This is a genomic window from Erwinia sp. AC075 (assembly GCF_979253995.1).
This window is the reverse complement of sequence record NZ_CEEDEU010000001.1, coordinates 1972178-1996924: the sequence shown is the minus strand read 5'-3', so window position 1 is coordinate 1996924 and position 24747 is coordinate 1972178. Positions and strand designations below refer to the sequence as shown.

Annotated in this window: 21 protein-coding genes; 11 read left to right on the top strand and 10 right to left on the bottom strand. The window is 53.3% G+C overall.

All coding sequences use genetic code 11. From position 1 onward, the window contains the following. Nucleotides 1-8 precede the first annotated feature (8 nt). The 3 genes from ssuD to ssuE are packed head-to-tail and all read right to left on the bottom strand — an operon-like array spanning nt 9 to nt 2687. Nucleotides 9-1154: an FMNH2-dependent alkanesulfonate monooxygenase gene (gene ssuD, locus AC0IXH_RS09405; protein ID WP_013201551.1), complete on the bottom strand. Its 1146-nt coding sequence runs from the start codon at nt 1152-1154 to the stop codon at nt 9-11. Between the two features lie 14 nt (nt 1155-1168). After that, complete coding sequence (locus AC0IXH_RS09400; RefSeq protein WP_013201552.1) at nt 1169-2125, bottom strand: sulfonate ABC transporter substrate-binding protein; 957 nt, start codon at nt 2123-2125, stop codon at nt 1169-1171. Between the two features lie 10 nt (nt 2126-2135). Further along, entirely contained in the window at nt 2136-2687 is a 552-nt protein-coding gene (gene ssuE, locus AC0IXH_RS09395; protein WP_013201553.1) for an NADPH-dependent FMN reductase, read from the bottom strand. Between the two features lie 375 nt (nt 2688-3062). Here ssuE and pyrD point away from each other — a divergent pair, with 375 nt between their 5' ends. Next, nucleotides 3063-4073 (top strand): quinone-dependent dihydroorotate dehydrogenase, encoded by a 1011-nt coding sequence (gene pyrD, locus AC0IXH_RS09390; RefSeq protein WP_013201554.1) that lies wholly within the window; start codon nt 3063-3065, stop codon nt 4071-4073. 174 nt (nt 4074-4247) lie between these two features. Then, the gene (locus tag AC0IXH_RS09385) at nt 4248-4790 is read left to right on the top strand and encodes a cell division protein ZapC (RefSeq protein WP_013201555.1); all 543 of its coding nucleotides are present in this window, start codon (nt 4248-4250) and stop codon (nt 4788-4790) included. 2 nt (nt 4791-4792) lie between these two features. On the opposite strand, the gene AC0IXH_RS09380 is transcribed toward AC0IXH_RS09385, so the two are convergent. Then, nucleotides 4793-5905, bottom strand: a complete 1113-nt coding sequence (locus tag AC0IXH_RS09380) for a YcbX family protein (RefSeq protein ID WP_346594924.1) — start codon at nt 5903-5905, stop codon at nt 4793-4795. A gap of 146 nt (nt 5906-6051) precedes the next feature. Here AC0IXH_RS09380 and rlmKL point away from each other — a divergent pair, with 146 nt between their 5' ends. The 6 genes from rlmKL (at nt 6052) to rmf (ending at nt 14021) form a co-directional block, all read left to right on the top strand. After that, nucleotides 6052-8169: a bifunctional 23S rRNA (guanine(2069)-N(7))-methyltransferase RlmK/23S rRNA (guanine(2445)-N(2))-methyltransferase RlmL gene (gene rlmKL / locus AC0IXH_RS09375; RefSeq protein WP_471720354.1), complete on the top strand. Its 2118-nt coding sequence runs from the start codon at nt 6052-6054 to the stop codon at nt 8167-8169. 6 nt (nt 8170-8175) lie between these two features. Next, a complete protein-coding gene (locus AC0IXH_RS09370) occupies nt 8176-10083 on the top strand; it encodes an ABC transporter ATP-binding protein (protein WP_013201558.1) in 1908 nt (635 codons plus the stop codon). Nucleotides 10084-10104: 21 nt separating this feature from the next. Further along, nucleotides 10105-11379 (top strand): membrane integrity-associated transporter subunit PqiA, encoded by a 1275-nt coding sequence (pqiA, locus tag AC0IXH_RS09365; protein ID WP_471720353.1) that lies wholly within the window; start codon nt 10105-10107, stop codon nt 11377-11379. Next, nucleotides 11366-13006, top strand: coding sequence for an intermembrane transport protein PqiB (pqiB, locus tag AC0IXH_RS09360; protein WP_041691957.1), 1641 nt, complete (start codon nt 11366-11368; stop codon nt 13004-13006). Before pqiA ends, pqiB begins: the two co-directional genes overlap by 14 nt. Continuing rightward, a complete protein-coding gene (pqiC, locus tag AC0IXH_RS09355; protein ID WP_013201561.1) occupies nt 13006-13572 on the top strand; it encodes a membrane integrity-associated transporter subunit PqiC in 567 nt (188 codons plus the stop codon). Before pqiB ends, pqiC begins: the two co-directional genes overlap by 1 nt. Nucleotides 13573-13853: 281 nt before the next feature. Further along, nucleotides 13854-14021: a ribosome modulation factor gene (gene rmf / locus AC0IXH_RS09350; RefSeq protein WP_071822140.1), complete on the top strand. Its 168-nt coding sequence runs from the start codon at nt 13854-13856 to the stop codon at nt 14019-14021. Nucleotides 14022-14090: 69 nt separating this feature from the next. Here the strand turns inward: rmf and fabA are convergent, their stop codons facing one another. After that, on the bottom strand, nt 14091-14609 hold the full coding sequence (fabA, locus tag AC0IXH_RS09345; RefSeq protein WP_013201562.1) for a bifunctional 3-hydroxydecanoyl-ACP dehydratase/trans-2-decenoyl-ACP isomerase: 519 nt from the start codon (nt 14607-14609) through the stop codon (nt 14091-14093). A gap of 68 nt (nt 14610-14677) precedes the next feature. Beyond that, complete coding sequence (locus AC0IXH_RS09340; protein WP_013201563.1) at nt 14678-16432, bottom strand: AAA family ATPase; 1755 nt, start codon at nt 16430-16432, stop codon at nt 14678-14680. A 185-nt stretch (nt 16433-16617) separates the two neighbouring features. Here AC0IXH_RS09340 and matP point away from each other — a divergent pair, with 185 nt between their 5' ends. Further along, nucleotides 16618-17073, top strand: coding sequence for a macrodomain Ter protein MatP (gene matP, locus AC0IXH_RS09335; protein ID WP_013201564.1), 456 nt, complete (start codon nt 16618-16620; stop codon nt 17071-17073). A gap of 93 nt (nt 17074-17166) precedes the next feature. Here the strand turns inward: matP and ompA are convergent, their stop codons facing one another. Further along, nucleotides 17167-18240, bottom strand: a complete 1074-nt coding sequence (gene ompA / locus AC0IXH_RS09330) for a porin OmpA (protein ID WP_013201565.1) — start codon at nt 18238-18240, stop codon at nt 17167-17169. 347 nt (nt 18241-18587) lie between these two features. Next, on the bottom strand, nt 18588-19097 hold the full coding sequence (gene sulA, locus AC0IXH_RS09325; RefSeq protein ID WP_265911965.1) for an SOS-induced cell division inhibitor SulA: 510 nt from the start codon (nt 19095-19097) through the stop codon (nt 18588-18590). A 211-nt stretch (nt 19098-19308) separates the two neighbouring features. On the opposite strand from sulA, the gene AC0IXH_RS09320 reads away from it, so the two are divergent. After that, nucleotides 19309-19938 (top strand): TfoX/Sxy family DNA transformation protein, encoded by a 630-nt coding sequence (locus tag AC0IXH_RS09320; RefSeq protein ID WP_013201567.1) that lies wholly within the window; start codon nt 19309-19311, stop codon nt 19936-19938. On the opposite strand, the gene yccS is transcribed toward AC0IXH_RS09320, so the two are convergent. Then, the gene (yccS, locus tag AC0IXH_RS09315) at nt 19935-22073 is read right to left on the bottom strand and encodes a YccS family putative transporter (protein ID WP_134823839.1); all 2139 of its coding nucleotides are present in this window, start codon (nt 22071-22073) and stop codon (nt 19935-19937) included. The genes AC0IXH_RS09320 and yccS overlap by 4 nt on opposite strands. Nucleotides 22074-22079: 6 nt before the next feature. Then, entirely contained in the window at nt 22080-22526 is a 447-nt protein-coding gene (locus AC0IXH_RS09310) for a YccF domain-containing protein (protein ID WP_013201569.1), read from the bottom strand. Nucleotides 22527-22659: 133 nt separating this feature from the next. Between AC0IXH_RS09310 and helD the strand changes: the two genes are divergently transcribed. Next, a complete protein-coding gene (gene helD, locus AC0IXH_RS09305; protein WP_471720352.1) occupies nt 22660-24714 on the top strand; it encodes a DNA helicase IV in 2055 nt (684 codons plus the stop codon). The last annotated feature ends 33 nt before the right edge of the window (nt 24715-24747 follow it).

The window sequence follows — 24747 nt, the reverse complement described above, 5'->3', positions numbered from 1 at the left end:
CTTCACCTCTAGCTCTGTGACACTTTCTGTGGGGCAAAATCGTGGGCAACGGCTTCACCGTGTGCCGCGACTGCAGCCGGTTTCGGGATTTCCGGTACCGCCAGATCCAGATGAGGGAACAGCAACTCGCCGACGCGGTAGGCTTCCTCAAGATGCGGATAGCCGGAAAGAATAAAGGTTTCAATGCCCAGGTCGGCATATTCCTGCATTCTGGCCGCCACGGTTTCGCCGTCGCCAACCAGTGCTGTCCCCGCACCGCCACGAACCAGGCCGACGCCAGCCCAGAGATTAGGGCTAATTTCCAGCTTATCGCGGCTGCCGCTGTGTAACGCGCGCATCCGCTGCTGGCCGACCGAATCGGTTTTGGCCAGCGCCGCCTGCGCTTTTGCAATGGTGGCGTCATCGAGGTGGGAGATCAGACGATCGGCCGCCTGCCAGGCTTCTTCATTGGTTTCACGCACAATCACATGCAGACGAATACCAAACTTCACTTTGCGACCCTGTGCGGCGGCTTTCGCCTGCACCTGAGCGATTTTCTCTTTGACCTGCGCCGGCGGTTCGCCCCACGTCAGATAGACATCCACCTGTTCTGCCGCCAAATCCTGTGCAGGCTCTGAGGAGCCGCCAAACCATAAAGGCGGACGCGGCTGCTGTACCGGTTTAAACATCAAACGCGCGCCACGGACGTGAACGTGCTTGCCTTCGTAATCGACGGTTTCGCCCTCCAGCACCCGGCGCCAGACGCGGGTGAATTCGGCGGATTCTTCGTAGCGTTCTTTATGGTCGAGGAATACACCGTCACCGGCTAACTCTTCAGCATCACCACCGGTGACCAGGTTGAACAGGGCGCGGCCATTTGACAGCCGATCTAAGGTCGCAGCCTGACGGGCCGCCTGAGTCGGGGAGATCACCCCAGGACGCAGCGCCACCAGGAAGCGTAAACGCTGGGTCACCGGGATCAGGGATGCGGCAACCAGCCAGGCATCCTCACAGGAACGACCGGTCGGGATCAGCACACCACCGAAACCCAGACGATCCGCTGCCTGAGCGATCTGCTGCAGGTAACCATGATCAACCGGGCGCGCACCTTCTGAAGTACCTAAATAGTGACCATCACCGTGGGTCGGTAAAAACCAGAAAACGGAAAGGCTCATGTTGGGATTCCTTATTAATTAGCGCTGCTCGCGTGCCAGATACGGTCGGCAATCTCGACTTTTACCGGCATTAAATGGCTGGCATAGAACAGGTCGGCAGTTTGTTGCTGGGCGTTGGCCGTTTTGTCACTGACCGGGCCGATAGAGGTTGGCGGACGGTGATCCAGATAGCTGGCAATCACCGGCTTAGGCAGACCCATCGCCTGCGCCAGCAGATCGATGCTTTGCTCACGATCGCTGAGGGTCAGCGCATCGGCCTGGCTGAAGGTCGCCAGCACTTGGGTAATAAAGGCCCCGTTTGCCTGGGTGAAGGGACGCGTTGCCAGATAGAACGACCCGGTTTGATTCAGTTGGCTGCCATCGGTCAGCACTCTGACGCCGCCCTGCAGCAAGGCCGCAGAATAGTACGGGTCCCAAATCGCCCACGCATCCACATCACCCTGCTGGAACGCCGCGCGGGCATCGGCTGGGGTCAGATAAGCGGGCTGGATATCGCTGAACTTCAATCCGGCTTTTTCCAGTGCGCGCAGCAACAGGTTGTGCGAGCTGGATCCTTTCTGGAAAGCGACCTTATGGCTCTTCAGATCGGCAACGGTTTTATAGGGGCTGTTTTTCGCCACCAGAATCACTTCTGCTTTCGGTTTCGGCGGTTCTGCGCCGACATACAGCAAGTCTGCGCCGGCTGCCTGAGCAAAAATCGGTGGGATATCGCCGGTGCTGCCCAAATCAATGCTGTTAACGTTTAACGCTTCAAGCATTTGCGGACCGGCCGGGAACTCGACCCATTTGATTTTGGTGTTGGGAAAACGCTCTTCAAGCAGGTGATGAGATTTGGCTAACACCATGCTCACCGATCCTTTCTGATAGCCTATGCGAAAGGTTTTCGGCGCCTCTGTTTCTGCCGCGAAAGCAGTACTGGCCAGCACGCTGGTTAAGGTCAGTGCGGAGAGGATCCTTGCAAATAATGTCATCAGCGGCTCCTTAAACGGCGACGGCCAGCGGTCGGTGGCGACGAGCCAGCGCAGACCAGAAGGTGTCGATGGATTCGTTGATGCGGTCGCGCAGCACCGGCGAGAGTTCCGGCTGACGATCGTAATGGGTAATTTGCGAATCATCCGCGAACACGCCATGCAGCACTTCCTGCGCTTTCAGCGCATTCAGCACGGGCTTGAGGGCGTAATCCACCGCCAGCATATGCGCAACGGTGCCGCCAGTGGCCAGCGGCAGCACGACTTTGTGCTCAAGCGCGCGCTCAGGCAGCAGGTCGAGCAGCGTTTTCAGGGCACCCGAAAACGACGCTTTATAAACAGGTGTGGCAACAATCACCCCATCGGCCTGCTCCAGGTCTTCCTTTAAGGCCAACAGCGCGGGTGAATCAAAGCGGGCATAAAGCAGGTCTTCAGGCACGAAGTTATGCAAATTCCACGGAATAACCTCTACGCCGCGCTGTTCAAGCAGGCGCTGGCAAACGGTTAACAGGGCGGTGGAACGAGATGGATAGCGAGGACTTCCCGCCAGAGTAATAACGCGCATAACCTCTCCTTATAACTAAAAGTTATTGAACTGACTTATTCTGGAACCGATGGAACTATCCTGACAGACGGGCAGGAGAGGCTTAAATGATTTATCTGGCATAGATAAGTTGATTAGCGGATATAAAAGCGGAATGAGCGGTTTAGCTGGCACTATCGTTTTACTTTCCTGACAAAGAACCTTACCATTTTGCCCCGCACCTGCAGCGTCACTGCGCCCACTGGCTGTTATCACCTCTCTCATCGGATCCACAGTATAAAAAGGAGAGAAGCCGCAACCGTGACGGTTAAACGCAGTATTTCGGGTTAGTATCGCCAGACGATATCAACTGTTTGTCCTATCCAGCTCGAGAGTCTCGGGCATTCAGGAGCGACCATGTATTATCCCTTTGTCCGCAAGGCCCTTTTCCAGCTTGATGCCGAGCGTGCCCATGAACTGACACTCCGACAGCTGCAGCGGGTCACCGGAACACCTTTACTGCACCTGGTTCGCCAGTCGCTGCCTTTCAAGCCGGTTAACTGCATGGGGCTGACCTTTAAGAATCCTTTGGGCCTTGCCGCAGGACTGGATAAAAACGGTGAGTGTATCGATGCCTTTGGTGCATTGGGCTTTGGATCGATCGAAATCGGCACCGTGACGCCAAGAGCGCAGGACGGCAACGACAAGCCAAGAATGTTCCGCGTATTGGAAGCCGAAGGGATTATCAACCGCATGGGCTTCAATAATCACGGCGTGGATAACCTGGTGGAGAACGTCAAAAAGTCGCATTTCGATGGCGTGCTCGGGATCAATATTGGTAAGAATAAAGATACGTCGGTCGAGAACGGCAAAGACGATTATTTAATCTGCATGGATAAGATCTATCCTTATGCGGGTTACATCACGGTAAATATCTCCTCGCCAAACACCCCAGGATTACGCACGCTGCAATACGGTGAAGCGCTGGACGATCTTTTGATCGCGGTGAAACAGAAACAGAAAGATCTAGAAATGATTCATCACAAATATGTTCCTGTGGCGGTGAAGATCGCGCCGGATCTTTCTGAAGAAGAGTTGATCCAAATTGCCGACAGTCTGATCCGTCATAATATTGATGGCGTGATTGCCACGAATACCACCCTCGATCGTTCACTGGTCGCTGGCCTGAAGCACGCGGGGGAAGCGGGTGGATTAAGCGGACGTCCGGTGCAATTACGCAGTACAGAAATTATTCGCCGGCTGTCGCAGGAACTGCAGGGCAAACTGCCTATTATTGGCGTGGGCGGGATTGATTCGCTGGTTTCAGCGCGCGAAAAAATGGCGGCGGGTGCTTCGCTGATCCAAATATATTCCGGCTTTATTTACAAAGGCCCACCGCTGATAAAAGAAATTGTGACCCACATCTAAGCTAATTCTTAGCTAAACCGGCCAGGGGCTTTATTTTCGCCGCTGGCTCGTTTATATTTTATCCTGTTTAAACATTATTCAGACTATTTTGGCTCGCGGCTGGATTGACATATCTTTTCAAATCCACCGTTCGTCCAGTAAATAGCGGCCAATTTTATGACTACAGGACCCATCATGAGAATTAAACCTGACGACAGCTGGCGCTGGTTTTTCGATGCAGAACACGATCGCATGATGCTGGATCTGGCTGACGGAATGCTGTTCCGTTCGCGCTTCCCTCGTAAGATGCTGACGCCGGATGCTTTTGATACTTCTGGGTTTTGTGTCGATGATGCTGCGCTGTTCTTCAGCTTTGAAGAGAACTGTCGCCGCTGCGAATTGAATGTGGACCAGCGTGCAGAGCTGGTGCTGAATGCGCTGGTCGCCAGCCGTTTCCTTAAGCCGTTAATGCCGAAAAGCTGGCACTTTGAGACCCATCGCCACAGTGGCTGGGTTCCAGAAGAAGGTGAGTTGGTGAGCGTTCAACTGTGTGAAAACGGTGAACAGGCACATTTGCTGGTGGTAGAAAGCGGAGAAAATGCGGCACTCTGTCTGCTGGCTCAACCGCAACTGACACTGGCCGGGCGCGGAATGGTATTGGGTGATGCGATTAAGGTGATGAACGATCGTCTTCAGCCCCGGCAGTCTGAGTCTCTTACTTTCGCCAGGGCTGTTTAAGATTATTGCGTCAGGACCAGGTCGCTGGCGGGAATGCAGCTGCAGCTGAGGATCCTGCCGTTATCACGCACGGCCCCTTTTTTCATCTGGCTGACTTCTCCTGATACCAGATTCAAATGGCAACTGCCACAAATCCCGGCCCGGCACGAGTAGGGAATGCGGAATCCCTGCATTTCCAACTGTTCCAGCAGCACCTGCTGATTGTTTCCCTGAAAGGTTTCCCCCTGCCAGCTGATGGTCACGCTTTGGGCGTTGCCACTGACCACCTCCAGCGATTCCACGACCTGGCCTGCGCCGTAAGGTCGCGGTGGCTTGCTGGCGACGACCTGAAGCTCGTCACCGACCCGCATAATGCCGCTGTTTCTGGCAATCAGGTTAAGGCCAAAATCGATGTCTCCACTGCCGTCGGTGGCGGTGCGGAATTTTTGCAGCGTGGCTAAAGGTTCACCGCTGGGGTGTTTACGGCCTTTCTCAGGGCTAACCGTGGTCAGTACGCAGCGGCTGCAAGGTTTCGGCACATCGAACAGTACCTCACCAATCCGCACCGTTGACCAGCTGTCTTCTGCCCAGGCACTGGCACCGGTGATCACCAGGTTTGGTCGAAACTGCTCCAGTTTGATCCCTGCCGGACAGCGCTGACGCAAATCCTGCAAAGACGCTTCATTTATTAGCAGGAACGGAAAACCGTCGGCAAAGCCTAATGGCACCTGCTCAAAGCGGTTAACCCGGCGGGACATCTGCGGACCCACCCAGCGTAATTGCACCGGGCGGGGGAAGAAGCTGCTGAGCCACTGGTTAATGTCGGCTGGCGCGGTGAGGGAGGTGAAAACATTGCCCCAGACTTCGGTCGGTGCAAGTTCACTGGAGAAGTCAGCGAGCCGAACCGTCGCGCTGGTACCATCAGGCGCAGAAAGAAAGAGACCTTCAGGGATCAACGCGGGCGTGAAAAGCACCATCTCCGGATACTGGCGGGCAGTAATAAAGGTGCCATCCTCGTCCGTGATCATAAATACACGGTCAAAGGCCAGCCCACTCTCCAGTGCCTGTGCATGAGAAACCTGGGTCCCTCGCAACGACTTCACCGGATGAATGAACAGACGAGACAGGCTAATCATGGTGCCCTCCAGGCAAATAAAGCGGAAAAAAGCGTCTTCAGGCAAGAAAAGCGGCGGGGTACCTGAGGAAAAGAAGCTAACTTTATGACATGTGCCTGCGATTAGCTATAATGCGCAGCAATTTTCTGACGACGATAAGTGACACTATGAATTCTCTGTTTGCCAGTACGGCGCGTGGGCTCGAAGAGCTATTAAAAAGTGAACTGGAAGCGATGGGGGCTGAGGCCTGCCAGATCGTCCAGGGCGGCGTACATTATCAGGGTGACGATCGTCTGATGTACCAAAGTTTGATGTGGAGCCGTCTGGCGTCGCGCATCCTGCTGCCGCTGACCGAATGCGGCGTTTACAGTGACCTCGACCTTTATCTGGGTGTGCAGGCTATCGACTGGCCGGCGATGTTCGGCAGTGATAAAACCTTTGCGGTGCATTTCAGCGGTCTGAACGAGGTTATCCGTAACAGCCAGTATGGCGCGCTGAAAGTTAAAGATGCGATTGTCGACAGCTTTACCCGTAAAGGGTTTGCCCGTCCGGACGTCGATCGCGAGCAGCCCGATATCCGCGTTAACGTCTGGCTGAATAAAGATACTGCCAGCATTGCGCTGGATCTGAGTGGTGAAGGCCTGCATCAGCGCGGCTATCGCCAGCAGACCGGTCAGGCTCCGTTAAAAGAGAACCTGGCCGCGGCGATTGTGCTGCGCTCCGGCTGGGAGGTGGGAACACCGCTGATCGATCCGATGTGTGGATCGGGAACCCTGTTGATTGAAGCGGCAATGATCGCCAGCGATCGCGCACCGGGACTGCATCGTCCACATTGGGGCTTCAGCGGCTGGTCTAAATTCAATGATGCGTTGTGGCAGGAAGTGACCACCGAGGCACAGGTTCGTGCTAAACGTGGCGTTCAGGAAACCACCTCGCGTTTTTATGGCTATGACAATGATTCTCGCGTAGTTGAACGGGCGATTGCCAATGCCCGTCGCGCAGGGATAGCTGACATCATCAGCTTTACCGTGCAGGAAGTGTTGAAACTGACCAATCCGCTGCCTGAAGGGCCAACCGGAACCGTGGTGAGCAACCCGCCTTACGGTGAGCGTATGGATAGCGAACCCGCGCTGATCGCCCTGCACAGCCAGTTGGGGCGCCTGATGAAAAGCCACTTCGGCGGCTGGAATCTGTCGTTGTTCAGCGCTTCTCCGGAACTGCTGAGCTGTCTGCAACTGCGTGCCGACCGTCAGTTCAAAGCGAAAAACGGTCCACTGGACTGCGTACAGAAAAACTATCAGCTGGCGGTCAACCCTTCCGCTGCGGCCGGTGGTCAGGTTGCTGAGGATTATGCCAACCGTCTGCGCAAGAACATTAAGAAGCTGGAGAAGTGGGCACGCCAGGAAGGGATTGAATGCTACCGCATTTATGATGCCGATCTGCCGGATTACAACGTGGCCGTCGATCGTTACGGCGACTGGGTGGTGGTACAGGAATATGCGGCACCAAAAACCGTGGAGCCTGCCAAAGCCCGACAGCGTCTGTTCGATGTTATTTCGGCCACGCTGCACGTACTGGAACTGCCTTCTGATAAGCTGGTGCTGAAAACCCGCGAGCGGCAGAAAGGCAAAAGTCAGTACCAGAAGATGGACGAGAAGGGCGATTTCTTCGAAGTCAGCGAATTCAATGCCAAAATGTGGGTCAATCTGACCGACTATCTGGATACCGGACTGTTCCTCGATCACCGTATTGCCCGCAAAATGCTCGGCAAAATGAGTAAGGATAAAGACTTCCTGAACCTGTTTGCCTACACCGGTACGGCCAGTGTGCATGCCGGTCTGGGCGGCGCGCGCAGCACCACCACCGTAGATATGTCGCGTACCTATCTAGAGTGGGCAGAGCGTAACCTGCGACTGAATGGCTTAACCGGCCGCCAGCACCGTCTGATGCAGGCTGACTGCCTGGGCTGGCTGAGCGAGTCGAGCGAGCAGTTCGACCTGATCTTTATCGATCCGCCAACGTTCTCTAACTCAAAGCGGATGGAAGAGAGCTTTGAGATCCAGCGCGATCATCTGACGCTGATGAAAGATTTGAAAAGGCTGCTGCGCAAAGGCGGCACCATTATGTTCTCTAACAATAAACGCGGTTTCAAAATGGACCACGACGGTCTGGCAGAGCTGAATCTGGTTGCACAGGATATCACCGCCAAAACCCAGTCGCAGGATTTTGCCCGCAATCGTCAAATACATAACTGCTGGCTGATCACTCACGCCGGTAAGGAATAAGCTTTTATGTCATTAATCAGTATTCATGGTGCGTATCTCTCTTTCAGTGATGCCCCGTTGTTGGATAACACCGAACTGCACATTGAAGAGAATGAGCGGGTCTGTCTGGTAGGTCGTAACGGTGCGGGTAAATCCACACTGATGAAGATTATTAACCGCGAGCAGGCGCTGGATGATGGTCGCATCATCTATGAACAGGACCTGGTCGTGTCACGTCTGCAACAGGATCCGCCGCGTAACGTGGAAGGATCGGTTTATGACTTCGTGGCTGAAGGCGTCAACGAGCAGGCGGAATACCTGAAGGCGTATCACGCGATTTCTCATCTGGTGATGACCGATCCGAGCGATAAAAACCTTAATGAAATGGGACGTCTGCAAACTATTCTGGATCACCAGAATCTGTGGCAGCTGGAAACCCGTATTCACGATGTGTTGAAGCAGATTGGCCTGGATGCTGATGTGCCGCTGTCCTCGTTGTCGGGCGGCTGGCTGCGTAAAGCCGCGCTGGGACGTGCACTGGTCAGCAATCCACGGGTGTTGATGCTCGATGAGCCCACCAACCACCTGGATATCGAAACCATTGACTGGCTGGAAGGGTTCCTGAAAACCTTCCAGGGCAGCATTATCTTTATTTCCCACGACCGTTCCTTTATCCGCAATATGGCCACCCGCATTGTCGATCTGGATCGCGGCAAGTTAGTTTCCTGGCCTGGCGATTACGACCTGTATCTGACCAGCAAAGAAGAAGCGCTGCGCGTGGAAGAGATGCAGAACGCTGAATTCGACCGCAAACTGGCTCAGGAAGAAGTGTGGATCCGTCAGGGCATTAAAGCGCGCCGTACGCGTAATGAAGGCCGTGTTCGTGCATTAAAAGCGTTGCGTAACGAGCGTTCAGAACGCCGTGAAGTGATGGGCAAAGCCAATATGCAGGTGGAAGAAGCGTCGCGCTCAGGCAAAATTGTCTTCGAGATGGAAAATCTTCACTACAGCGTTGACGGCAAACAGCTGGTGCGTGACTTCAGCGCCCAGGTTCAGCGTGGCGATAAAATTGCCCTGATTGGCTCCAACGGTTGTGGTAAAACCACGCTGCTGCGACTGATGCTGGATGAGTTGAAAGCCAGCAGTGGTCGCGTGCATATCGGGACGAAATTAGAAGTGGCCTATTTTGACCAGCACCGTGCCGATCTCGATCCTGACCGCACGGTAATGGACAACCTGGCGGAAGGTAAGCAGGAAGTGATGGTGAACGGTAAGCCGCGTCATGTACTCGGTTACCTGCAGGAGTTCCTGTTCCACCCTAAGCGTGCGATGACGCCGGTGCGTGCCTTGTCAGGCGGTGAGCGTAACCGTCTGTTGCTGGCCCGTCTGTTCCTCAAGCCAAGCAACCTGCTGATCCTCGATGAACCGACCAACGACCTCGATGTGGAAACGCTGGAGCTGTTGGAAGAGCTGGTGGATGGGTATCAGGGCACCGTATTGCTGGTCAGCCACGATCGTCAGTTTGTCGATAATACCGTCACCGAGTGCTGGATCTTTGAAGGTAACGGTGAGATTGGCGCCTTTGTCGGTGGCTATCATGATGCTCAGCGCCAGCGTGCGGCCTATAAGCAGACGCGTTCGTTGAGCAAACCCGCGCCTGCTGCGCGCCAGGAAAATGCGAAAGCAGAGCCAGAAAAACGTGCTGCGAATAAGCTAAGCTATAACTTGCAGCGTGAACTTGAACAGCTGCCACAAAAGATGGAAACGCTTGAAAGCCAACTGGAAACATTGCAGGCCAAAGTGGCCGACGGTGATTTCTTCAGTCAGCCTCATGATGTGACTCAGCCCGTGCTGGATGCGCTTGCCGTAGCCGAACAGGAACTGGAAGTGGCGTTCGAACGTTGGGAATATCTGGAGTCGTTGAAAAACGGCTGATGCTTAAGCAAGAGGTCGTTTATGTGTTCATCGCACCACGCTGATCAATGGATGCTCTGCCCGCAGTGTGACCTGATGACACAACTGCCGGAACTGAAACCGGGTAGCAAAGCCAGCTGCCCGCGTTGCGAAACCACGCTGACGGCCAACTGGGTAGAGCCGCAAAAGCGGCCTACCGGTTATGCGCTGGCGGCACTGTTTATGCTGGTTCTGGCTAACCTGTTCCCGTTCGTCAATATGCACGTAGCGGGACTGAGCAGCGAAATAACCCTGTTGCGTATTCCTCAGGTGATGGTATCTGAGGATTACAACAGCCTGGCCACGCTGTTTATGGTATTTGTACAGGCGGTCCCTGCCGTTTGTATGGTGATTATTCTGCTGCTGGTCAACCCAGTCCGTTTGTCGCTGCCGCTGAAGAAAGGCATGTCTCGCATGCTGTTTCAGATCAAGACCTGGGGCATGTCAGAGATTTTTCTGGCAGGCGTATTGGTCAGCTTCGTTAAGTTGATGGCCTATGGCAATATCGGCGTCGGAGCCAGTTTTATTCCCTGGTGCCTGTTTTGTGTGTTACAGCTCAGGGCGTTTCAATGTGTCGATCGCCGCGGGTTATGGAACCGCATTGAGCCGATGCCAGAAATTCCCGCCAAACCGATCCCTGCAATCAGCGGCATTCATCAGGGGCTACGTTCCTGCCGTTGCTGCACCGCTATTCTCCCGGTCGATCAGTATACCTGCACCCGTTGTGGGACAGGCGGGCACGCCCGTCGTAAGAACAGTCTGCAATGGACAATGGCGTTGCTGGTGACCTCAATGTTGCTCTATATCCCGGCTAATTTGATGCCAATTATGATCACCCAGGCGCTGGGCACCAAAATCACCTCGACCATTATGGCCGGTGTGGTGTTGCTGTGGAGCGAAGGGTCGTTCCCGGTAGCGCTGGTTATTTTTATTGCCAGCATCATGGTGCCTTCGCTGAAAATGATCGCCATCGGTTGGCTGTGCTGGGATGCCAACAGTAAAGGTGCAACCCACCATGACAGTGAGCGGATGCACAAGATTTATGAAGTGGTTGAGTTTGTCGGACGCTGGTCGATGATTGACGTGTTTGTGATTGCTGTTCTCTCAGCGCTGGTGCGAATGGGGCAGTTGATGAGTATTTATCCCGCGACGGGGGCCTTACTGTTTGCCATGGTTGTTATTCTGACCATGTTTGCAGCCATGACCTTTGACCCTCGCCTGACCTGGGATCGTGTACGTGAAAAAAATCTTGAGGAGCCAAGCATTGAAGGAAAATAATCACGGCGTGGCGACGGTTGATCAAATCAAACGCTGGTCACCGGTATGGATCATTCCCATTGTCACCGTATTAATTGGTGCATGGATCCTGTTCTATCACTTCAGCCACCAGGGCCCTCTGGTCACCCTGATCACCACCAATGCCGAGGGCATTGAAGGCGGCAAAACGGCGATCAAAAGTCGCAGCGTGGATGTCGGCGTGGTGGAGAGTGCCGTCTTAACTGACGACCTTCACCATGTGGAAATTACTGCCCGTCTGAATTCCGGCATGGAAAAACTGTTAAAAAACGACAGTGCTTTCTGGGTGGTTAAGCCGGCAATTGGTCGTGAGGGCGTTACCGGGCTGGGCACCTTGCTTTCCGGGGCCTATATCGAATTACAGCCGGGCGTGAAGGGCGATAAAAAAGAGCGCTATGACCTGCTGGATTCTCCGCCGCTTGCTCCGCCAGATGCCAAAGGCATTCGCATTACCCTCGACAGTGCCAAAGCCGGGCAGCTTAATCCGGGCGATCCGGTGCTATTCCGTGGCTACCGGGTTGGCTCAGTTGAAACCAGCCACTTTGATGCCGATAAACGCATGATGACCTATCAGCTGTTTATCGCCGCGCCGTACGACCGTCTGATCACCACCAACGTGCGCTTCTGGAAAGACAGTGGCATAGCGGTGGATATGTCGGCATCGGGTATGCGTGTGGAAATGGGGTCACTGACTACCCTGTTTAGCGGGGGTGTCAGCTTCGACGTGCCGGACGGCTGGGAACTGGGACAGGTCGCACAGAATCAGTCGGAATATAAACTGTTCGACGATCAGCGCAGTATTCAGGATTCCCTGTATACCGCCCACAAAGATTTCCTGATGTTCTTCACCGATTCGATCCGTGGCCTGCAACCTGGCGCGCCAATTGAGTTCCGTGGCATTCGTCTGGGTACGGTGGCAGAAGTGCCATTTAAATCCACGGTGCTTGCACAACAGCTGGATACCGATTACCGCATCCCGGTCCTGATCCGCATTGAGCCGGACCGTTTCCAGAGTATGTTGGGTAAAGACTTCAATATCGAACAGCATCTGAAAGACGGTATCAACAATGGACTGCGCGCCTCGCTGAAATCGGCGAACCTGTTAACGGGTTCACTGTATATCGACCTCGATTTCTACAAGAATGCCAAGCCATTCACCGGTCCACGCACCCTGTCTGGCTATGAGCTGATCCCAACCGTGAGTGGTGGACTGGCGCAAATCCAGCAGAAACTGATGGATGCGCTGGATAAGGTTAACAATCTGCCGCTGAATCCGCTGCTGAATCAGGCCACCAGTACCCTGAAACAGAGTCAGAAAACCATTCAGGAACTGCAGAAGACGCTGGATAACATTAACCAGATTACCTCAAGCCAGTCGATGAAGGATCTGCCGGCCGATATGCAGAAAACGCTGCGTGAACTGAACACCAGCATGAAAGGCTTCCAGCCAGGATCGCCGGCTTATACCCGCATGGTGGGAGATATGCAGCGACTGGATCAGGTGATGCGTGAGCTGCAACCGGTATTGAAGACCTTGAACAGTAAGAGTAACGCCCTGGTGTTTGAAGCTAAACCTGGCCAGGACCCGCAGCCTAAGAGGGCGAAATAATGATGAAATGGATCCCCGTAGCCCTGGCTCTGATGCTGTCTGCCTGTAGCAGCACGCCAGAAACCACCTACTATCAGCTGCCTGCGGGCGGTAAAGCGACCTCGACAACCCGTCCAGCGGATGCCACACGTCCGGCGGTATTTGTTCAGCATGTTTCTGTGCCAGATTATCTGGCCGGAAACGGCCTGGTCTATCAGAGCAGCGATGTGAAATATGTCATTGCCGCGAACAATCTGTGGGCCAGTCCGCTGGACCAACAGCTGCAACAGACGCTGGTGGTTAATCTGGGCGAAGCACTGCCAGGCTGGCTGGTTTCTTCCAGCCAGTTAGGGCAACAGCAGGATACGCTTAACGTCAACGTCACGGGCTTCCAGGGCCGCTACGATGGCCATGCGGTGATTAGCGGTGACTGGGTTCTTGAGCATCAGGGCCAGATCATTAAGCGTTCATTTGCCCTGACGCTGCCGCAAACGGAAGATGGTTACGATGCGTTAGTAAGAACGCTGGCTAAAGGATGGCAGCAGGAAGCGGGCGAAATCGCAAATGCGATCCGTGGCATTAATTAACAAAATTTAATCTTTAAAGCTAAGCCCTTGATTGTCGAAAATTAAGATTTTCCGCAGTCAGGGGCTTTTTTTTTGGATTACAGCGGCTTATTAGCAATTCGTGCGCTGATTCGGGGCCAGGAATGGCCCTGGTTTGTCTCAAAATGATGACATTGGCGTGAAATTTGCGCATTGATCTTTGGACCAGTTGGCGGTAGAACTTATGAGTGGTTACGCAGAAAGCGACCACTGTTTTCTTTCCACCAGATTCCACCTGACCTGAAGAGGGGATTACAGGCATGATGAAGAGACAGAAACGAGATCGGCTAGAACGGGCACATTCACGAGGTTATCAGGCCGGTATTACCGGACGCTCGAAAGAGATGTGTCCCTATCAATTGATAGATGCGAAATCTCACTGGTTGGGAGGTTGGCGACAAGCCATGGAGGACAGGACGGTTACTGCGTAATCTGACTGTTCAATGTAGTAAGGAAAAGAACCTCCGCCGAAGCGGAGGTTTCCGTTTTAGTACTCTGGATTAAAAAGCAGTCGTGTCTTTAAACAGACCAACTTTCAAATCTGTCGCGGTGTAAATCACGTTACCGTCGACAAGCACTTCACCGTCTGCCACACCCATCACCAGCTTGCGATTGATCACACGCTTGAAGTGAATGCGGTAAGAAACTTTTTTCGCGGTTGGCAGTACCTGGCCAGTGAATTTAACTTCACCCACACCCAGAGCACGACCTTTACCTTCGGCGCCTAACCAGCCGAGGTAGAAACCAACCAGCTGCCACATGGCATCCAGACCGAGACAACCAGGCATTACCGGGTCGCCAATAAAGTGACAGCCAAAGAACCACAGGTCCGGATTGATATCCAGCTCGGCTTCAACGAAACCTTTCCCGTAGTTACCGCCATCCTCAGTCATTTTGACCACGCGGTCCATCATCAACATATTGCCAGACGGTAACGGTGGGCCTTCAGCGCCGAACAGCTCACCACGACCAGAGGCAATCAGGTCTTCTTTTGTATAGGAGTCGCGTTTATCTACCATGTTCTCAATATGCCTTATTTTAATGAGTCACGAAGTCTAGCTTACAGCTGTAAGCTGAACAAGTCCGATCAGCTGTGGTTGAACCAGTTTAACCAGCGCAACGGCCACGGACGATGACGTCCATCCTGATGATTGATCTGAGCAATACGCTCCTGAATCAACCTGAGCAGGCAGGGACCTTCTTCTTTATCCCACTCTGCGCCGGTCAAAATCGGCAACGCTTCTTCCACACTGCTGACCGCCCAGATATGGAATTTGCCTTCCCGAACCGCATCAACAACTTCCTGCTGTAATGACAGGTGGCGAACGTTTGCCAGAGGCATAATAATCCCCTGAGTGCCGTTCAGCGTACGTTGATTACAGATGTGGAAAAACCCTTCGATTTTTTCGTTCAGTCCGCCGACAGGCTGCACCCGACCGAATTGATCGACCGAACCGGTCACGGCAATTTGTTGGGTCAGTGGCTGACCGGAGAGGGCGCTGATCAGCGCGCAAAGCTCCGCCAGAGAGGCGCTATCGCCGTCCACTTCTGAATAGGATTGTTCAAATACGATCGAGGCAGAGAAAGGCAGCTGCTGCTCAAGCTCCAGCTCAGAGATCAGCCAGGCCTGCATAATCATCATGCCTTTCGCATGAATATTGCCGCCTAATTCAGCCTTACGTTCAACGTCGGTGAATTCACCGTCACCGACATGCACGACACAGCTGATGCGTGAAGGTTCGCCAAAAGCACGGGGATGCCCAGGGAACTCGATCACTGACAGGGCGTTGATCTGACCGACCATCGTGCCTTCGGTTTCAATCAGGATTTGATCGAGCAGGATCTCATCGCGCACGCGTTCGGCAAGGAAGCCCTCACGCCACGAACGCGTTTCCAGTGCGGTTTGCAACTGCTCGCCATTGACCGATTGATCCGGGCTGTACATCGCCGCTTCCAGCAGTTGTCGGGCGATCCACGAGGGATCCAACGGCAACGTATCCTGATCGCCCGTGTAGCGGACGGCTTCGCGAATCAGCACCGGCCAGAAGTCTTCCGCAATCGGGCCATAGCCTTCAGTCGTGGCAACGTTCAACACCCATTTCACCCACAGGCTGAACTCTTCGCCATCTACAATCTGGATATTCTCTTCGAATTCCGCATAGAGGCAGAGGGCCGCCATCTCCGGTTCCATCTCCTGGAAATCTGCCAGCACGTCACGGTCGCCGGTCAGGACCAGGCGAAACTGCAAAGGCATGGAGGGGATAGCGACCGGTAAGGGGCGCGTCTCGTCAGGAGAGTGCCAGTCAAAGCGCTGTGTGGTGAGAATTTGTCGAATGCGAAGCCACAGCAGAGGCTGTGCAATTAACGTCCGCAGAGACAAAATAAGTGTGCCACCGTTGGCCCGGTGAACCAGTCCCGGTTCAAGCGTCAGCTGGTTGTTATACCAGCGTACACAGCCCAGAAGCTGTTCTGCCTCAATCCAGTCAGCACGATGAATGCCACCGGTGCTGGCAAAGTTATCCTGCTCCGTTTCCGCAGCACGCCAGGTGACCGACATACCGTCAATCTGGTAATGGCCTCCCTGTAACGTCGCCTCATCATCTTCGCTGAGGCCAGAAAGGACATCTTGCAGTAAAGCCTGATATTCGACGTTTTCAGCTGTTTTAATCAGCATCAGCGGCAATTTTGCCGGCGTTTGCAGCAGCAGACTCAGGCCATTAAACAGGCGTGATTGCACGGCATCAAAGCAGCTGGCGTCGTCTTCAGGCGCCTGCAGGAAGAGGGGCTGAACGCTTTCTGTATCGGGCTGTAGGGCACGCCATTCAAGTCTGTTGTTGGTCAAAGTTATCGTATTTTTCTGAAATGAGTAAAAGCGGCATTATACAAGATTTCAGCCTGTTAAGCACCGTAGAGTGACACTTCAAACGATGTTCAGCAGCAGATTGCGATAACAAGCCCGTTTTCTTTACGGCATGCTTAAAAAAAGCTGTTATTCTAAACTCGTCACGAAATCAGCATGAGATTCCGATGAAATATCAGCAACTGGAAAATCTTGAAAGCGGTTGGAAATGGAAATACCTGGTGAAAAAACACCGGGAGGGTGAAGCGATCACCCGATATCTGGAATACAGTGCGGCTCAGGCGGTAGTGGACGAACTGCTGGCGATGGAGAATCGCCCGGTTGATGTCTTAACCTGGATTGCTCAACATATTAATCCGGCGCTCGAAAACCGGATGAAACAAACTATTCGCGCCCGTCGCAAGCGTCACTTTAATGCTGAACATCAGCACACACGCAAAAAATCTATCGACCTGGAATATCTGGTCTGGCAGCGTCTGGCCGGTCTGGCTCAACGTCGTAACAGCACGCTTTCCGAAACGATTGTGCAGCTGATAGAAGATGCTGAACGTAAAGAAAAATACGCCACGCAGATGTCTTCTTTGAAACAAGATCTGCAGGCCATTCTCGGCAAGCCGGATTAATTTCTTCCGTAAAGCGCCTTCCGCCGGTTCCGGCAGACAAAATAAAGACCAAAAAAAACCCCGCCGAAGCGGGGTTTTTTCATCAAAGAGAACTTAGCCCTGTGGCTGAGTTACAACATCTTTGATGCCTTTAACTTCGATTTCTACACGACGATCCGGTGCCAGGCAATCGATCAGGGCATTACGGCCTTTCACGCTGTCACAGGTGTTGCCGGTAACTGGGTTAGATTCACCCATACCGCGTGCAGAGATCTTGTTAGAAGGGATGCCTTTAGAAACGAGGTAGTCAACTACTGACTGAGCACGTTTCTCGGACAGTTTCTGGTTGTACTGGTCAGAACCGATACGGTCGGTATAGCCCAGAACAACAACAGAACCATCTTTAGGATCCAGTGAGCTCAGCTGGGTGTACAGCTGATCCAGAGCCTGCTGACCTTCTGGCTTCAGGGAAGCTTTGTTGAAGGTGAACAGAACGTCTGATTTCAGAGTGAAACGCTTGGTTTCAACAACTGGCGCTGGAGCAGGCGCTGGAGCTGGTGCTGGAGCAGCAGCTTCGTCCTGACCGAAACGGTAAGAAACACCCAGTGCTAACATGCCGTTGTCTGGACGAGCACCAACGGTCTGTGCATCACCGATGTTGTTAACCCACTGGTAATCCAGACGGGTAGCCCAGTTCTGAGTCAGTGCGTATTCAACACCAACGGCAGCCAGTGGAGAAACACCGGTGTCGTGGTCGCTCTGGCGGTTGCCAGTAATGGTGTTCTGCTGAGTAGAGTCTGCACGCCATACCATGCCGCCCAGACGCGTGTACACGTCCAGATCGTCAGTGATTGGGTAGCTCAGTTTAGCAGCCAGCTGAACGCCCTGTGCTTTGAATGCGCCGTTAGTTACGTTGCCTTTGTTAGGCATACGTCCCAGCCAGTCATAACCCAGTTCGAAGCCCAGGTATTGGTTAGCCTGGTAGCCACCGAAAGCACCTGCACCAAGCTGGCTTTCGTGAGTTGGGCCGTCATTGTTTGCATAACCGTTACCGTAGTAACCAGTGTCATGGTACTGAGACCAACCCAGTTTTGCACCAGTATACCAGGTGTTATCTTTAGGAGCGGCCTGCGCTACGGTAGCGAAGCCAGCCAGTGCCACTGCAATTGCGATAGCTGTCTTTTTCATTATTGCGCCTCGTTATCATCCAAATAGGCAATGAGCTTTAATTAGCTCTTTGATTAATCCTTCGCCGGGTTATAAAGCTCGATTGTGACTCATCCAAAAACTGGAGATTATTGAGCACCCTGGCGACGTAAAGTCTACAACGTACCAGCAAACTTACAAGTATGATGTGACGACGGTCAGCAAAAAAATAGGCTTTCGTACACAAATTTACACATCTGCAGACAGGTTATACAGGTAAAACCTGAGGGGAAAATGGCGCTAAACCATTGTCCCGCAGGCTCATAGCATAATCAGGGGCTTAACGAGCCAGCTGCAGAATTTTCTCGTGAGAAATTTCTTATTTTTACTTAATGATACAAAGTAGAGTGAATTTTTAAGCCATTAAACGGTCTGGAGGAGGCAGAATTGATCCGATCGGGTCGCATAATCAGCCCCAAAGCCTTGCCAGCAAATGCCGCTTTTTGAAGCCGCTGACGATCTTCTAAGGTGATCTCGCCCGTCAACCAACCTAAAACCACACTGTAATTTCCCGTCTGTAATGCTTTAATCATCGCTTCTACGGTAGTAATAGCACCGGAATGATGAATCTGCATCACTTTATCCAGCGGTAACCCTGACTCAATCAACCAGCTACGGCTCAATTTTTGATGAGGCGTCAACCACAACTGCCAGCGTGACTGAGTCCCTAACTGTTGCAGTAAGGGCAGCAGCAACATTTGCGTCATAGCAGGCTGATTCTCGCTGTAAGTCAGCTCACTGATTAAGCCCGCCGCAGCTGCAGGCTGGGCTTTCGCACAGTCTGGAGCAGTCCGCACACCAGTTTTAACAGAAGAAGATTTCAGGGAATGAGTTTGCATATTGGCTTCGCTCGCAGGGTTACTGTATGGATGTACAGTATAGCGAGGGTGTCCAAAGATCAACCTTATTTTTTTGAAAACGCCTCGCAAAAAAACAAATCGATAGGGTGCAAAGCAAATCATTGATTGAACTTGTAACGGCGATTGCCTATTTTTTTTCTGCAGGAAAGGAGAAACACCAGGATGTCTTACAACGTTAAGGATGCGGAATATGAAGGACTCAAAAAGCAATATTATCAGGGCAAAACGTCAGCTTTCTTCGCTGGGCGAGATAAATAGCCGTAGCCAGTTTGGTGGCTACAGTTTATCAGTGGAAAGCGTGGTCTTTGCGCTTGTCAGTGAGGGCGATCTCTATCTTCGGGCCTGTGAAGAAGTGAGGCCGTATATCATTGAACGTAAGATGAAACCGTTGATGTTTAACAAAAGGGGGATCCCTGTCGCGCTGGAATACTACCGCGTTGACAACCCGCTGTGGGCCGAGCCTGAACAGTTGATTGCGCTCTGTCAATTGTGTCTGAAAGGGGCGATGCAAGATAAAAAACTGCATCAAAACTCGGGGCGGCTGAAGGATTTGCCTAATCTCAGTATGAAACTGGAAGTGCAGCTCAGGCGGGTGGGTATCGCTAACGCAGAGATGTTAAAGCAGCTGGGCGCAAAGCGCAGTTGGTTAAAATTGCACGAGAAAAATAAAAGTCTTGGGGTGAATATTCTTTTTGCGTTGCAAGGCGCGATCGAGGGGCTGCATTGTGAAGCACTGCCGGTGGCGATCAAAGAGGAGCTCAGGGGCTGGCACCGCGAAACCTTGCTGTACCAGACGCTGAGCGAACTGAGAAGACGTTAAGTTTCCAGGACCTGTTTTTTTAACTGAGCGATTTCTGGCAGTAATGCGATCAACAGACCCACCTGCTGAAGCACCAGCGGCTCTTTGGTTTCCGGGTCGGCTTCCGTTGCTGCCAGTCGCTCAGAGAGGCTCGACAACAATCTTTGGGTTTTTTGTTCATCGATAAGATCAATATGCAGCACATCATCGACGTAGCAGACGGCATCATCCATCAATTGCAGCATGGCTGGCCGGGTGATCTTTTCCCGGTGCGCGCCCAGCGCCGAGATATAGCTGAGGAAGGAGTGGTTGAGGCACAGCAGACGAAACGCCGCTTCCCGCAACGAGGCGGAAGCATTCTTTTCTGCAGAGATGTTAGACACCACTGAAGCCAGCTCAGCATCACCGTTGTGGGCGTCACGGCGGGCAATACGGTAGTCCAGCCGGTTGTCTTTTCCCTGATGATACTGAACCAGAATGGCATCCAGATAGCGACAGTTAGCGGTCAGCGTGCGTTCTGCAACCGAAGACAGCCGACGAAAACGCCAGTCTGGCCAGAGGAAAGCCACCGCCAGCCAGGCAATGCCGCAGCCTAACAACGTATCAAAGATGCGGGGCAGGGCAATCTCAAACCCTTCACCCAGCAGATTGAAACAGAACAGCACCAGCAAGGTGATAAACATTGTGGCATGAGCATATTGCGATTGACGGAAGGCGAAGAACAGCACGCCGGTGACCACGATCAATATCAGCTGCCCCTCGACAGAAGGCACCAGCCACAGTAAAGGCAAACCAAGTACGATACCCGCCACGGTTCCCACAATACGCAATGCTAATCTGCGTTTGGTGGCATTGTAGTTCGGCTGGCAGACAAACAGACTGGTCAGCAGGATCCAATAGCCGTGCTCAAGGCCAGTCAGCTGAACAAACCCATAGCCGGCACACAACAGCAGCGACATCCGCACCGCATGGCGGAAAAGCGGGGATTCAGGCGATAAATGGCGGCTGATACGTAAACGAATATCGGCCCATCCGGTTAATCCTTCGCTGGAAAGCGTTTGATCATGATTCTCATGATGGCTTTCCAGAATTTGCTCTGATTCAATTGTCGCCAGTTGGGCGTCTATGGCTTTGAGGTTATTTAACAAATAGTGCATGGCTTTGACGTCACTGCTCCCTGGACGGGCAGCAGCAAGACGATCCAGCGCGGCGTTGAGGTGAATGAAGGTTCGCTCAAAGCGGCTGTTATGCTGATAGGTTTCGCGCAGCAGAATGCAGTTTGCCAACTGCTGGCAGGCCTTTGCCTGCAGCGTCAGCAGGCGTTGAAAGCGAAACAGAATATCGCTGTAACGGTATTCCTGCCGCAGCGCGTGGTATTGCGCATGGGAAGAGCTGGCACGCTCATGAATGTCCTGAGCGACAAAGTAATAATGCAGCGTTCTGCGCGTGCTGCGTTGTCCCCGGTCCCCACGTAAGCGGGACTGAATCGAAATTTTTGCCTGGTTGAGTGTCGCCACCAACTGACTGTTGGCCATGGCCACGTCGATCAACGACGCATTTTCATTCTCTTCGATATCCGGGTCGAATAACCCCGCTTTTGCCTCCAGATACACTGCCAGCCCTTCAAAGCTGCGGGCGATGTTTTCCTGTAACGGACGGACGGGAAAAATAACGTGTCCGGTGAGCGTCAGCAGGTTGTACCAGATAGCGCCGACCAGCAGCAGGGAAGGTTGCAGATACCACTGAGGGAACAGCCCTAGGCCGAGCAGGGTATAGATAGCGATCAGCAGCGCGCCAAAGGCAATCGTGGCATAGCGCTGCCCCAACGCGCCAAGCAAAATGAAACCCCAGGTCGACACGGCAAGACCGAGGATAAATAGCCAGGGATACGGAGAAAGAAGTTCAACAGAGACGGACGCAATGCAAAAGCAAACCAGGGTGATGACCAGATTGCGCAGCCGGCCGCTGAGGCGATCGTCAAGGTCTGCCAGCGCCGCAGCCACCACGCCTAACGTTAGCGGAATGGTCCAGGTGATTTGATTCAACCACCAGGGCACACCTGCGGTACCCACAAGGGCGATAAAAATACGCAGGTTGTACAGCAGCGCAGTGTTATAGGCGTAGCGCCGCAGCCTGGAGCTTAACGATAAGCGCATCAGAAACTAGTTGAACCGGCTGCGGGCGTTAGCTTCACGCGCGGCTTGTGCCACTTCGACGCTGACGACGCGGCGGCCTACCGGCCACAATGCGATGGCGGCGATTTTGAAATTCGCAATCCCAACCGGAATGCCGATGATAGTGATGCACTGGGCGATACCGGTCATGATATGCATCACGCACAACCACCAGCCAAAGAAGACCAGCCAGATGATATTCAGCAGCGTGCCGCCCGAATTCATCAGCGCATTTTTGCGGCCGGGTTCCAGCTCATCTACATGCACGGCTTCGTTACCGTAAGGCAGTAACGAAAGCTTGGTGATTTCCCAGCAGGAACGGGTGAGCGGTAAGGTAAAAATAAAAATGATGCTGACAACGGTCGCAAACAGCCACGAAAGCGTGGTCAGAAAACCGCCCAGAATAAAATTCAGAATGTTTAAAACAGTACGCATTGGTCGTTTCCCTAACAGAGCGCGGAGCTCAAAAATACAATGCGTTGATTGTAGCGCGTTTTAACTCTGGAGCGGTACACTCCTGCCAGCTAAACTACAGCCCATTAAAAGCAACCACAGCCAGAGGCAGGTCATGGAACTGAAAGCAACGTCGCTGGGCAAACATCTGGCGCAGCATCCCTACAATCGGGTACGAATGTTGGCCGCAGGCGTTGAGGTGAGTGGTGAAAAACATGAATACCTTATTCCGTTTAACCAGCTGTTAGCCATCAAATGTAAACGCGGGATGGTTTGGGGCGAACTCGAATTTGCCCTGCCTGAAGATAAAGTCGTGCGCCTGCATGGCACCGAATGGCAGGAAACCCAACGTTTCTATCATTACCTCAACCAGGCCTGGCAGCAATGGAGTGAGGAGATGAGCCTGGTCTCCTCTGAAGTCCTACAGCAACTGGTCACCCGCTTACAGGAGGGTGAACAGCAGGATAAATGGTTGAAGCGCAGCGATATGGCCGGCTGGCGTACCGCCATTCAGGAGGCGTTCTCCTCATTGCCACTGCCGGTAGAGCGTCTGGATGAGTTTGATAACTGCCGCGAAAACTATCAGTTCTGCCTCGCCTGGCTGAATAACAGCGATGCACAACGGCAGAAGCGCAACGGTCAGTGGTCAGAAAAAATGCTGGCGCAGTACGCCGATTTCTTCAATACCGTCGAGACGTCCCCTCTCAACAGTTCCCAGGCAAAAGCGGTGGTGAATGGTGAGGATGCGCTGCTGGTGCTGGCGGGTGCGGGGAGTGGCAAAACATCCGTGCTGGTCGCCCGCGCAGGATGGTTACTGATGCGCAAACAAGCCAGCGCAGAACAGATCCTGCTGCTGGCCTTTGGTCGTCAGGCCGCTGAAGAGATGAACGAGCGCATCAAAGCCCGGCTGAATACCGACGGTATTCAGGCCCGCACGTTTCACTCACTGGCTTTGAACATCATCCAGCAGGGCAGCAATAAATCCCCTTCCATCAGCAAGCTCGAAACCGATACGACGCTGCGCCATAAGCTGTTAATTGACGTCTGGCGCCAGCAGTGTGGGGAAAAGAAAGCCCATGCCAATGGCTGGCGGCAATGGTTGCAGGACGAGCTGGAGTGGGAAATCGGCGAAGGTGATTACTGGAAAGAAGAGCGGCTTGCCAAACGTCTGGCCAGCAGGCTTGAGCGATGGCTTGGATTGATGCGAATGCATGGCGGCGCGCAGGCGGCAATGATTGAATCAGCTCCTGAAGAGGTGCGCGATCTCTTTTCCAAACGCGTAAAGCTGATGGCGCCTTTGATGAAGGCCTGGAAAAGCGCCCTGAAAGAAGAAGGGGCGGTAGATTTCTCCGGCTTGATCCATCAGGCGGTCAACATCCTTGATAAAGGCCGGTTTATCAGCCCGTGGAAGCATATCCTGGTCGATGAATTCCAGGATATCTCGCCTCAGCGTGCGGCGCTGCTCGCCGCCCTCAGAAGACAGAACAAGCAGACGGCGCTGTTTGCCGTTGGCGATGACTGGCAGGCGATCTATCGCTTCAGCGGGGCTGAGATGACCCTGACCACCGCGTTTCATCATCACTTTGGTGAGGGCGACCGCTGCGTGCTGGATACCACCTACCGCTTTAACGATCGAATTGGTGAAATTGCCAATAAGTTTGTGCAGAGCAACCCGCATCAATTGAAAAAACCGCTGAACAGCCTGACCAAAGGCAATAAAAAGTCGATTTCCCTCCTGCCGGAAGATCAGCTGGAGGCATTGCTGAATAAAATTAGCGGCTATGCCACCGCGGATGAGCGGATTTTGATCCTTGCCCGTTATCACCATATCCGCCCGGCAGTATTGGAAAAAGCCAAAACCCGCTGGCCAAAATTGCGGATTGATTTCACCACCATCCATGCCAGTAAAGGGCAGCAGGCGGATTATGTGATATTGCTGGGTTTGCAAAACGGCAAGGATGGCTTCCCCGCAGCGGCCAGAGAGTCCGTCATGGAGCAGGCGTTGTTACCCCAGCCGGAAGACTTCCCCGATGCAGAAGAGCGCAGGTTAGCGTATGTCGCCATAACGCGTGCGAAGCAGCAGGTGTGGCTGCTGTTTAATAAAGAGAACCCATCGGGATTTGTCGACGAGATTAAGCGGCTGGGTGTTCCGGTGCTGCGTAAACCTTAAATTGGCAGGATGAGCGTGCCGTTGCACGCTCAT